Below are 12,061 nucleotides of genomic sequence, written 5' to 3'. Positions count from 1 at the left end.
ATAAAAAGCGGTTCTGTATGGGTGTTTTTTAAACAAGAACTAACAATTTATTAAGCCTAAAAAAACAATTAATTAATACTGATAATTGTTAATTTAATATGGCCTTATTTGCAAATGTAAGCGCGCCAGGGTGACGATGAAAGTTACCATTGGTCATATCTAAATGTTTCAACCAAAGTTGTCTATACTGCGCTGAGAGCCCTAACTGCTGATATTGCATAATAGACCAATTTTCACTAGGTTTATAAGCAATACCTCCTACCTGGCAACTCTTTGCTTTATGCCAACCTGTTGGCGGTGACTCACCATGAGAAATAAATAAATTAGGTGCAACAAAACCCGTTTTTGCACACAACCATGCTTGCTTAGTTTTAGGCAAAGCGTATTCATCTTCAAAACCGTTAAAATGCATCAGCTCATGCAAAAATATACTGTATTTTGCTTTTGAGTTTATTAGCATTGTTCCCTTCGTGACATTAGCCGTTCCATCTTTAGGCATCATCACTATAAAATCAAAATTGTTAGGAAGCTGGCTATTAAGTTTAGATGATTGCCAGTCACACTTTGCTATTTGACTAGTACTACTTTTACACTCAAGCATACCCGCAACGTAAACGGGTTTTGAAAAGCAAAAAATATTTTCACGGGGCTCTGGTTGTTTATTATAAGCATTAATAAACTCTGTAAGTTTATATAAGCCACTGCGATGATCGCTCATAGTCAGCACGTTAAACATACATTGCTTATTAGGTTTGCTTATATTTCTTAAAGATGAAAAACCGAGATCGTGGATAAACGCGGTAGATATTTTACTCTGTGGTATTTTTAACTGAAGTTTTAGATGATTTAGTACATCCCCTGCTGGTAATTTGTTTTTACTAGCGAGTAACTCTAAATCGCTCCAACGTGATTGCTCAAGTAACTTTGTTGCTAATATTTTACGCTCTGGGATTGTTAAGTCATTTATAGCGGAGAGCCAAAATTGTTTTGCAGTATCACTCTGACTGCTTTTAATAAGCTTAAGAGAATACATATATTGTGCTGAGGAAATTTTACTGCGAGCAAGTATAGCTAAAGAGGTCTTTGGTAACTGCTCTAGGTGATCAGAAAAATAAGCTGGTGAATTCCAATAACTTTGTAGAACATTGGCTTTTGTATTTAAAACATGCCAAAAGCCAATAGCGCCAAGGTAATTACTCGAGCCTGTAATTAACAAACAACATAGTAATACACCTATTAATTTAAAACGCTTAACTTGCGTCAACACCTTCCATCAACTCAAGTTCTAAACGCGCATATTTGTACTCAATAAACTCATGTACATTGGTTGCTAGCGCAAGCCTAAAATAGTCTGATGCTAAGTACAGCTCACCCGCTGCTTGATGCATTTTGGCTAAGTAAAAATAAGCTTCACATAAACGTTGCGCATATTCTTGCTCAGTTCTAACACCATCACTAATGCCTGATAAAAATGCATGTTCACTCATATCGCCCGTATAAAGAGAAATTAACTGATACGCCCATTGTGAATCATCAAGCGCAGTCGCATTTTGTTTAAGGGCATCAAGTGCGATTACTTTATCCTCTTGTGCCTGGGCTAAATAAACCCATAAAACACGGTACGGATCGTTAGGAGAACGGGCTAAAAACTCATTAAAGTCATTTTTAGCAAGGCCAGCTCTATCGCCGTAATACAGTGCAATTCCTCGATTTAAATAGGCGTATTCATGCTCTTCATCAAGTTCTAGAGCTGAATCGAAAAACTCATAGGCTTTTTCGTACTGCTGCATAAGCGTATGTTGAATACCTAAAAAATTATACACTTCAGCTAAATCAGGCTTAAGTTTTACTGCGCGGTTAAAATCAATACGCGAAAGAGTGGTCATACCTAGACTATCGAAAAGTACACCACGGTCGTAATAAAGCTTAGCTTGTTGCTCTTCGCTTAAGTCAGCCCTATTCAATAACTCTGAGTAGCGTGCAATAGCAATTTCACTTCTAAAGTCAGAGGCTAAAGGTGCAGTAAATGGCACATTAACAATCGGGGTTGGTTCTGATTCTGTTGTAGTTTGGCAAGCGCTTAAAGACAAAATAGCAAAAGATGCCAAAGCTAAATGTTTGAGTATCATTAAAATCCTTAATACCAAGATATATCGCGATTAATATAAGACAGACCTTGTCCAATAAGGTTTCATTAAAGCATAAAAAAAGGGGCTAAACAGCCCCTTTTTTATCATCTAGCTAATATAACTAGATTAATAAGTTAACAATTACGCGTCAGTTGGCGCGTCAGCTGCAGGTGCTGCTGATTCCATTGCTTCTTTAATACTTAGACGTACACGGCCTTGGCGATCTACTTCTAGTACTTTAACTTTAACTTCTTGACCTTCAGAAAGGTGATCAGCCACGTTATTAACGCGCTCAGTACTAATTTGAGAAATATGTACTAGACCATCTTTACCAGGAAGAATGTTTACAAACGCACCGAAATCAACAATACGTACAACTTTACCTTCGTAGATAGTACCTACTTCAAGTTCAGCTGTTAATTGCTCAATACGGCTAATTGCATTAGCTGCACTTTCGCCATCTGTAGCGGCAATTTTAATCGTACCGTCGTCACCGATTTCAATCGTTGTACCAGTTTCTTCAGTAAGCTGACGAATAGTTGCGCCACCTTTACCGATAACTTCAGCGATTTTCTTCTGTGGGATTTTCATTGTGTATATGCGAGGAGCAAACATTGATAGCTCTTCAGAAGGAGCAGAAATTGCTTCGTCCATCACTTCTAAGATATGTAAACGTGCAGCTTTTGCTTGTTTAAGCGCAATTTGCATGATTTCTTGAGTGATACCTTCGATTTTGATATCCATTTGAAGTGCAGTGATACCTGCAGCTGTACCAGCAACTTTAAAGTCCATGTCACCTAAGTGATCTTCATCACCTAAGATGTCAGAAAGAACAACGAATTTATCGTCTTCTTTAACTAGACCCATCGCAATACCAGCAACAGACGCTTTAATTGGTACACCGGCATTCATAAGTGCAAGTGAAGTACCACATACAGAAGCCATTGAAGATGAACCGTTTGATTCAGTGATTTCAGATACTACACGGATTGAATATGGGAATTCAGTCAATGTTGGCATTACAGCAGCAATACCACGCTTAGCAAGGTTACCATGGCCGATTTCACGACGCTTAGGAGAACCAACAAAACCAGTTTCACCTACACAGAATGGAGGGAAGTTGTAGTTAAGCATAAAGTGGTTTTTATGAGTACCCGTTAAATCGTCGATTAACTGTGAATCACGTTCTGTACCAAGTGTAGCTGTTACTAACGCTTGAGTTTCGCCACGAGTAAAGATAGCAGAACCGTGAGTACGCGGTAATACGCCAGTCATTACATCTAGTGCACGAATCATATCTGGTTCACGACCATCGATACGTTTTTCGCCAGAAGCGATACGGCCACGAACGATTTTCTTCTCAAGTGAACCGAAGATTTTACCAATTTCTTGCTTATCTAAAGACTCGCCTTCAGCAAGTTCAGCTGTTAACACTGCAACAACTTCATCTTTAGCTACGCCAAGTGCTTCTTTACGCGCTACTTTATCAGTGATTAAGTAAGCTGCGCCTACTTTATCAGCAGCAATTGCTGCAACTTTATCTTCTAGTGCAACGTTTTTAGCTGGTGCAGTCCAATCCCAAGTAGGCTTGCCTGCTTCTGCTTTAAATTCTTCGATTGCAGTGATGATCGCTTGAGATTGCTCATGACCATATACAACAGCGCCAAGCATTACGTCTTCTGCAAGTACGTTAGCTTCTGATTCAACCATAAGTACCGCTTTATCAGTACCGGCTACCACTAAATCAAGTTGGCTTTCTTCAAGCTCTTTTAATGTAGGGTTAAGTACATATTCGCCGTTGATGTAACCAACGCGAGATGCACCAATTGGACCACTGAACGGGATACCAGAGATAGCAAGTGCTGCTGAAGTACCAATCATCGCAACCATATCAGGTTGGATTTCAGGGTTAACAGAAACAACAGTAGCAATAACTTGTACTTCGTTTACAAAACCGCTTGGGAAAAGTGGACGAATTGGACGGTCAATAAGACGTGCAATAAGTGTTTCGCCATCGTTAGGACGACCTTCACGCTTTAAGAAACCACCTGGGATACGACCAGCAGCATACATACGCTCTTGGTAGTTAACTGTTAGTGGGAAAAAGTCTTGGCCAGGTTGTGCTTCACGCTTACCAACAACAGTTACTAAAACTGAAGTGTCGCCAATGCTTGCAAGTACAGCGCCGTCTGCTTGACGAGCGATTGCACCAGTTTCTAGAGTCACTGTATGTTGACCTAGTTTGAATTCTTTAATAATTGCTTGCACTTAAAATATTCCTTAAATGTATTCTAATAAGTTGTCATCAAAGTACCAATTACAGTACATAATTGTATTCAGTTGGAAATCAATTAAGTACTACAATTGGCAATGATGTGAATAAGCGTAGATAAACCTTTTTACCTACGCGCATAGTATATACCAAAGCTGCTTCAAAATGCGAGTCTAGGGTGTGTTGATCTTTGTGGATTGAAATTTGTTCAATCTAGGGTCGATTTAATCACGGCGCGAGATTTGTAACCTAGTGGGCTAAGTAAAAATCGAGCAACAAAGAGTTAATCGCCCCTAGGATGAACCCGCAGGGCAGCGCATGTTTGGCATTTATGCTGCGTTATCGCCTATTTATGGGGAATAACCACACTACATAGGCGCTGCCTTGCCTAAAGACCAAACATACAGCTGCAAAATTAATCACGAAAGGTCAACACACACTCGCTACTAGATTTAAACTGGGCTAATTAGCGGGTAAATACAACAGCTATTGGTAGTCTATGAAATGGGGGTTTTATATTATAATTCAATAGGTTTAAGAATTTTCTTAATTTGGAAACACAAATTTTAGGCACAAAAAAAGGAGCTAAAAAGCTCCTTTTTCTATAATCTAGTTCTTAGCGACGTAGGCCAAGTTCTTTGATTAACGCAGTATAACTAGTGATGTCTTTACCTTTAAGGTAATCAAGTAGTTTACGGCGAGTGCTTACTTTACGAAGCAGACCACGACGTGAGTGGAAGTCATGCTTGTGATCAGCAAAGTGACCTTGAAGCTTGTTGATGTCAAAAGTAAGTAATGCTACTTGTACTTCTGATGAACCTGTATCGCCTTCTGCACGTGCAAATTTAGCAATGATATCGATTTTTTCTTGATTGCTTAGTGACATAGTAACTCCAAAAATTAAATTTAAAAGGTGTCTTAGCCGATCACTAATTCAGCCAAAACGATTAAGCGGGCGTATTCTACCAACTGTAGGAATAACTACAAGCTAATTATCCCCAACTACAACTAATAAGCCACCGTTAGGCACATTAGTTGCTTATTCAGGCTTTACGTAATCGTCTTGCTGACTAGCAAGACCACGTTTAACCTTTAAATGACCGTTTGAGTTGCGCTCACCAGTACCAATAAATATATTATCCGCAACAACTTTAATTGCACCATCAGGTAAAGCGATTGATAATTCTACAGCTTGCCCGTGACTAAAAATCCCCCCTTGTTCTTTTGTAATTTCAACAACGGGTAAATCAGTTAAAGCAGTATCAATTGGTAGCAATAGCGAGTCTAAATAAGTTGAAGGCGCAAGCTCTTCTTCTTTCGCTTTAGCAAGCAACGCTTCAATCTCATCAAGCGAGACCATTTTATCTGCCGGATACTGACCAACAGCGGTTCTGTGGAGCATAATAACGTGTGCGCCACAGCCTAGGTTTTCGCCTAAATCATCAACGATTGTACGAATGTAGGTCCCTTTAGATACATGGGCCGTCATTTGTAATACGTTGCTTTGTTCATCAAATTCGTCAAACGATAAGCTAAACACGTTTATTTTTCTGCATTTACGAGGAACTTCAATACCTTCGCGCGCGTACTTATATAACGGTCTACCTTGGTACTTAAGAGCTGAGTACATTGACGGATATTGTTCAGACTCACCAACAAAAGCAGCTATTTCTTTTGTTAGCTGTTCACGCGTAACGTTCACATCTTTAGTGCTAACAATTTCGCCATCAGAATCTGATGTTGTTGTACGCTCACCCAGTTGTGCTCGAACGATATAGGTTTTATCTGTATCGAGTAAAAACTGCGTAAACTTAGTCGCTTCACCAAAACAAATTGGCAGCATACCTGTGGCAAGTGGATCTAAAGCACCTGTGTGTCCAGCTTTTTGCGCAAAATAAACACTTTTTGCTTGCTGTAATGCTTTATTTGATGAAATGCCTTCAGGTTTGTTTAACAACAAAATACCGTCAACTGCACGGCCTTTACTGCGCTTTGCCATCTGTATCAGTGCCTTCTTCGCTATCTGTATCGTCTACGTGATCAGTACCTTCTTCGCTATCTGAAACATCAGCAGCATCAACACTTTCTACGTCTTCATCTACATGCTTTGCGTTATCTTCGCGGATAATAGAATCCACTAAGTTAGAAATACGCATACCTTCCATTAATGAGTTATCAACTACAAACTTTAACTCAGGCATTATACGTGCACGGATACGCTTACCAAGTAACGAGCGAATATAGCCCGTTGCTTCATTAAGTACTTTTGCGCTTTGCTTTGCTGCGTCTTCATCTTGTGTGTTAAACACAGTAATGAAAATTTTGGCATAAGATAAATCGCGCGATACTTCTACCGCTGACACTGTCACCATACCTAAGCGTGGATCTTTAATTTCGCGTTGTAAAATTACAGCAATCTCTTTTTGGATTTGCTGTGCAACACGATCAGTGCGAGAAAATTCTCTCATTATACTTGTCCTAAAATAATAACTTATTGAAATTAAATAATAAGTTAACTAAATAATGGATATGCAAATGGGGGCTAAGCCCCCATTTAAAATCTTAGCGTAGGGTGTGTAGAACGTCCGGCGTTAACCTGAGCGTTCAATACTCCCTAGTAACAATTATAGAGTACGTTGTACTTCAACTGTTTCGAATACTTCGATTTGGTCACCAACACGTACGTCATTGTAGTTCTTAACGCCGATACCACATTCCATGCCGTTACGAACATCAGCAACATCGTCTTTAAAGCGACGAAGTGACTCAAGTTCACCTTCATAGATAACAACGTTTTCACGTAGTACACGGATTGGAGCGCTACGTTTAATAACACCTTCAGTAACCATACAACCAGCGATTGCGCCAATTTTTGGAGACTTGAATACGTCACGAACTTGAGCAAGACCAATGATTTCTTGTTTAAACTCTGGCGCTAACATACCTGACATTGCTTGTTTAACTTCGTCAATCAAGGCATAAATTACGCTGTAGTAACGTAGGTCTAAGTTTTCAGTCTCGATAACTTTACGAGCTGAAGCATCAGCACGAACGTTAAAGCCAACTACAATTGCGTTAGACGCTGCAGCTAGTGTTGCATCAGTTTCGGTAATACCACCAACACCTGAACCAACAATCTTCACTTTTACTTCATCAGTAGAAAGTTTAGTTAGTGAATCAGAGATTGCTTCGATAGAACCTTGAACGTCAGCTTTAAGTACCACGTTAACTTCAGAAACATCGCCTTCAGTCATGTTAGTAAACATGTTTTCAAGCTTAGCTTTTTGTTGACGTGCTAGTTTAACATCGCGGAACTTACCTTGACGGTATAAAGCAACTTCACGCGCTTTACGTTCATCTTTAACTACAGTCGCTTCGTCGCCCGCAGCTGGAATACCAGAAAGACCTAAAATCTCAACTGGAATAGATGGACCAGCAGACTTAATGTCTTTACCGTTTTCATCGCGCATTGCACGAACACGGCCATACTCAAGACCACATAATACAATGTCACCTTGGTTAAGCGTACCAGATTGAACAAGTACTGATGCTACTGGACCACGGCCTTTATCAAGACGAGATTCAATAACAACACCAGCCGCCATACCTTCAGTCGGTGCAGAAAGCTCTAGAAGCTCAGATTGGTTCAATACTGCTTCAAGAAGGTCGTCAATACCTAAGCCAGTTTTAGCTGAGATATGAACGTACTGCGTATCGCCGCCCCATTCTTCTGGAATAACGTCTAGTACAGCAAGTTCGTTTTTAACACGATCTGGATCTGCGCCTTCTTTATCCATTTTGTTTACAGCAATGATTAAAGGAACGCCAGCTGCACGTGCATGCTGTACCGCTTCTTTAGTTTGTGGCATAACGCCATCATCTGCTGCAACCACTAGGATTACGATATCAGTCGCTTTAGCACCACGAGCACGCATTGATGTAAATGCAGCATGTCCTGGAGTATCTAAGAACGTAATCATATTGCCGTTTACATCAACATGGTATGCACCAATATGCTGTGTAATACCACCGGCTTCGCCAGAAGCAACCTTCGCAGAACGAATGTAATCTAGCGTAGATGTTTTACCATGGTCAACGTGACCCATTACAGTTACTACTGGAGCACGAGGCTCTGACTTACCATCTTCATGGCGGTCATTAAGTACTGTTTGCTCTAATTCGTTTTCTTTAACAATGATAACTTTGTGACCCATTTCTTCTGCAACTAATTGTGCAGCTTCTTGGTCAATCACTTGGTTAATAGTAACCATGTCACCCATTTTCATCATTGTTTTAACAACTTCAGCGCCTTTAACGGCCATGCGTGATGCAAGCTCGGCTACTGTAATTGTTTCGCTAATACGCACTTCATTTTTAACATCAACAGTTGGTTTTTGGAAACCATGTTGTAATGATGCTGGCGCTTTTAGCTTAGACTTGTTACGGCCTCTTGACGCTGCAAATTTATCTTTTGCTGGCGCTTTTTTCTTTTTCTTAGCACGGCGTGTACCTTGCTCATCACGAGCATCGGCAACATCTTCTGCTTCACGTGCATAAGTAGAAGTCGTAAGATGGTGATCCGCTGTTTCTTCGCGTTTCTTACGTTCTTCTTCTTCTTTCTTCCAGCGTGCTGAATTCTCTTCAGCTAGCTTTCTTGCTTCTTCTGCTTGACGTTTCGCTTCTTCTTCAGCTTTCTTCAATGCGGCCTCTTCTGCTTCTTTTTGCAGACGCTCAGCTTCTATGCGATCTTTCTCAGACTTAGCACTTTGCTCTGGGGTCATCTGCTTTTGTTTCGCTTTACGCTCTGCATCAGCTTTGCGTTTAGCTTCTTCTTTGGCTTTACGGTCAGCGTCTTCTTTCGCTTTGCGTTCTGCCTCTTGTTTCGCTTTTAATTCTGCGGCTTCTTGGTCAGCTTTTTGCTGCTCTTCAAGGCGCACTTTTTCTTCAGCAGCTAAGCGTGCTTGCTCTTGCTCTTGTTCCATTGCGCTTTTCTTCACGTAAGTACGTGTTTTGCGAACTTCAACTTGAACATCTTTTGCTTTACCCGTAGAGCCAGTCACACTTAGCGTGCTTTTGCTCTTACGTTGTAAAGTCATGCGCGCAGGGCCATCTGAACCTGTACCGCCATGATGCTTACTTAAATGATCAAGTAACGTTGCTTTTTCAGCTTCTGTTACATTATCAGTTGCTTGCTTAGTGATACCTGCTTGTGAAAACTGCTGTAGCAATTTATCAACAGTCGTACCTATATCGCCGGCTAGTTTTTCAACATTTACTTCTGCCATAGTGTGTAATACCTCCGTTAATAAATTACTCGTCTGCAAACCAACAAATGTTTCGTGCAGCCATAATCAGTTCACCCGCTTTTTCAGATGAAACTTCTGTGATATCAACTAATTCGTCAATACCTTGTTCTGCCAAGTCTTCAAGTGTAACAACACCCTTGCTTGCCATCACAAATGCTAAGTGACGTTCTAAGCCTTCAAGCGCAAGTAAGTCTTCAGCTGGCTCTGCGCCATCTAAGCTTTCTTCCGTTTTAAGTGCTTTAGTAGTCAATGCATCTTTTGCGCGTGAACGCAGTAAATCTACAGTCTCTTCATCAAGACCATCAATTTCTAAAAATTCAGACGCTGGTACATACGCCACTTCTTCAAGTGTAGAGAAACCTTCGTTGATAAGTAATGATGCAAACTCATCATCAATTTCTAAATTTTCAGTGAATAAGTTAAGTAACTTATCAGATTCAGCTTCATTTTTAGTACGCATGTCTTCAACAGTCATTACGTTTAGTTCCCAGCCAGTTAACTGACTTGCTAAACGAACGTTTTGACCATTACGACCAATTGCTTGCGCTAGGTTATCTGCTTCTACAGCGATATCCATTGAGTGAGTGTCTTCATCCATTACGATTGAAGCAACTTCTGCTGGCGCCATTGCATTGATAACAAATTGTGCCGGGTTGTCATCGTAAAGTACGATATCAACACGCTCACCGCCAAGTTCTGACGATACAGCTTGCACTCGTGCGCCACGCATACCAACACATGCACCAATTGGGTCAATGCGTTTGTCGTTAGATTTAACAGCAATTTTAGCGCGTGAACCTGGATCACGTGCTGCAGCACGTAATTCAATCATCTCTTCGCCAATTTCTGGCACCTCAATGCGGAATAATTCCATTAGCATTTCAGGTTTAGAGCGCGTTACAAATAATTGTGCACCGCGTGCTTCAGGCTTAACTTCATATAAAAAGCCACGAATACGGTCACCCGGGCGGAAGTTTTCACGTGGTAACATGTCATCACGGTAAATTACTGCTTCTGCGTTATTGCCTAAATCAAGAACAATAGAGTCACGCGTTGCTTTTTTAACAACACCCGTTACCAACTCACCTACTTGATCTTTGTATGCTTCAACAACTAAAGCACGCTCAGCTTCACGTACTTTTTGTACGATAACTTGCTTAGCCATTTGTGTTGTAATACGGTCAAATTTGATTGAGTCGATTTGCTCTTCAACATAATCACCCATTTGCAAATCAGGTTCTTCAACCTGTGCTGCTTCTAGAGTGATTTCGCTGTATGGATTCTCTAAAGAACCATCTTCTAATACAGCGGCAATCTGCCAACGACGGAACGTATCGTAATCACCAGTTTTACGGTCAATTGCTACGCGTACTTCAATTTCGCCATCGTGTTTTTTCTTTGTAGCTGTCGCTAAAGCGAACTCTAGAGCTTCAAAAATCTTTTCTTTTGGAACCGCTTTCTCATTGGAAACGGCTTCAGCAACCAATAATATCTCTTTTGCCATGGGTAATGCCTCGCTTGCCCTATTCCTTCGCACTCGAATTTAAAACTTCGCGATTAAATTCGCACGTTCGATGTTACTAAGCATGATCAGATGCTCTGCACCATCGCTAGATAGTGTGATCATATCGCTGCTAACTGCTACTAAGTCGCCTTTAAAATTACGACGACCATCCTGTGGAAGTTTAGTACGCACGCGTACTTCCTCTCCTTGCGCCTGCTCGTAGTGATCTTGTTTGAATAATAGACGATCAACACCAGGAGACGATACTTCCAAATCATATTCATTTGTAATTGGGTCTTCGACGTCTAAAATCGCACTAATTTGGCGACTTGCATCCGCACAGTTATCAACTGAGATCCCATCCTCATGAGCAATATATACTCTTAAGGTAGAATGGCGACCCGCTTGCACAAATTCAAGACCATGCAATTCAAAGCCTAACATTTCTACCGCAGGCGTTAACATGGTTACTAAATCTTGTTCAAGTTTTGTCACGAAAATCCTCCATACAAACAAAAAAAGGGCTTATAGCCCTAAAATACTGAGTTTAAGTTTTAATTTGATGACAATTGCCACAAATCGCAAGGTGCAGATACAACAACGCCCCGAACCAAGCGGGGCGTCACACCAATAAAGCATAAAACTGTGTGGCCTAGGGCCAAGCTTGGTTGCGAGTCAGTAAACTGACCTAATTAAACTACATAGTCTAAAACGCAAAACGCGCATTACTTAGAATGCGCGATATAAATTAGTAAGGTAATACCTACTAGTAGAATTGGTTGCGGGAGCCGGATTTGAACCGACGACCTTCGGGTTATGAGCCCGACGAGCTACCAGACTGCTCCATCCC

9 protein-coding genes are annotated in these 12,061 nt (G+C 40.8%); all 9 read right to left on the bottom strand.

Going from position 1 to position 12,061, the window contains the following annotated elements:
* Nucleotides 1-88 precede the first annotated feature (88 nt).
* The 9 genes from I6F66_RS17645 to rimP all read right to left on the bottom strand — a co-directional run bounded on the left by I6F66_RS17645 (nucleotide 89) and on the right by rimP (nucleotide 11,706).
* Nucleotides 89-1,264: a hypothetical protein gene (locus tag I6F66_RS17645; RefSeq protein WP_165728933.1), complete on the bottom strand. Its 1,176-nt coding sequence runs from the start codon at nucleotides 1,262-1,264 to the stop codon at nucleotides 89-91.
* On the bottom strand, nucleotides 1,251-2,129 hold the full coding sequence (gene nlpI, locus I6F66_RS17640) for a lipoprotein NlpI (RefSeq protein WP_010554683.1): 879 nt from the start codon (nucleotides 2,127-2,129) through the stop codon (nucleotides 1,251-1,253). The genes I6F66_RS17645 and nlpI overlap by 14 nt, the downstream gene beginning before the upstream one ends.
* 141 nt (nucleotides 2,130-2,270) lie before the next feature.
* Entirely contained in the window at nucleotides 2,271-4,397 is a 2,127-nt protein-coding gene (gene pnp / locus I6F66_RS17635) for a polyribonucleotide nucleotidyltransferase (RefSeq protein WP_007585511.1), read from the bottom strand.
* A gap of 620 nt (nucleotides 4,398-5,017) precedes the next feature.
* Complete coding sequence (gene rpsO / locus I6F66_RS17630) at nucleotides 5,018-5,287, bottom strand: 30S ribosomal protein S15 (protein WP_007585509.1); 270 nt, start codon at nucleotides 5,285-5,287, stop codon at nucleotides 5,018-5,020.
* 153 nt (nucleotides 5,288-5,440) lie between these two features.
* Nucleotides 5,441-6,400: a tRNA pseudouridine(55) synthase TruB gene (gene truB / locus I6F66_RS17625; protein ID WP_007585508.1), complete on the bottom strand. Its 960-nt coding sequence runs from the start codon at nucleotides 6,398-6,400 to the stop codon at nucleotides 5,441-5,443.
* On the bottom strand, nucleotides 6,384-6,869 hold the full coding sequence (gene rbfA, locus I6F66_RS17620; RefSeq protein ID WP_007585506.1) for a 30S ribosome-binding factor RbfA: 486 nt from the start codon (nucleotides 6,867-6,869) through the stop codon (nucleotides 6,384-6,386). The genes truB and rbfA overlap by 17 nt, the downstream gene beginning before the upstream one ends.
* A 156-nt stretch (nucleotides 6,870-7,025) precedes the next feature.
* Entirely contained in the window at nucleotides 7,026-9,686 is a 2,661-nt protein-coding gene (infB, locus tag I6F66_RS17615) for a translation initiation factor IF-2 (RefSeq protein ID WP_197141542.1), read from the bottom strand.
* Nucleotides 9,687-9,711: 25 nt separating this feature from the next.
* Complete coding sequence (gene nusA / locus I6F66_RS17610) at nucleotides 9,712-11,211, bottom strand: transcription termination factor NusA (RefSeq protein WP_197141540.1); 1,500 nt, start codon at nucleotides 11,209-11,211, stop codon at nucleotides 9,712-9,714.
* 39 nt (nucleotides 11,212-11,250) lie between these two features.
* Nucleotides 11,251-11,706, bottom strand: a complete 456-nt coding sequence (rimP, locus tag I6F66_RS17605; protein ID WP_002958482.1) for a ribosome maturation factor RimP — start codon at nucleotides 11,704-11,706, stop codon at nucleotides 11,251-11,253.
* Nucleotides 11,707-12,061 lie beyond the last annotated feature (355 nt).

The sequence above is a fragment of the Pseudoalteromonas sp. NZS100_1 genome, from assembly GCF_015864285.1.
GTDB lineage: Bacteria > Pseudomonadota > Gammaproteobacteria > Enterobacterales > Alteromonadaceae > Pseudoalteromonas > Pseudoalteromonas arctica.
Note: the sequence above shows the minus strand (reverse complement) of the source record. Positions and strands in the feature narration are given on the sequence as shown.

Bases quoted from the DNA above. Each gene is read 5' to 3' on its own strand.
- nlpI (WP_010554683.1), bottom strand. From the start codon at position 2,129: ATGATACTCAAACATTTAGCTTTGGCATCTTTTGCTATTTTGTCTTTA.
- nusA (WP_197141540.1), bottom strand. From the start codon at position 11,211: ATGGCAAAAGAGATATTATTGGTTGCTGAAGCCGTTTCCAATGAGAAA.
- rpsO (WP_007585509.1), bottom strand. From the start codon at position 5,287: ATGTCACTAAGCAATCAAGAAAAAATCGATATCATTGCTAAATTTGCA.
- truB (WP_007585508.1), bottom strand. From the start codon at position 6,400: ATGGCAAAGCGCAGTAAAGGCCGTGCAGTTGACGGTATTTTGTTGTTA.
- infB (WP_197141542.1), bottom strand. From the start codon at position 9,686: ATGGCAGAAGTAAATGTTGAAAAACTAGCCGGCGATATAGGTACGACT.
- rbfA (WP_007585506.1), bottom strand. From the start codon at position 6,869: ATGAGAGAATTTTCTCGCACTGATCGTGTTGCACAGCAAATCCAAAAA.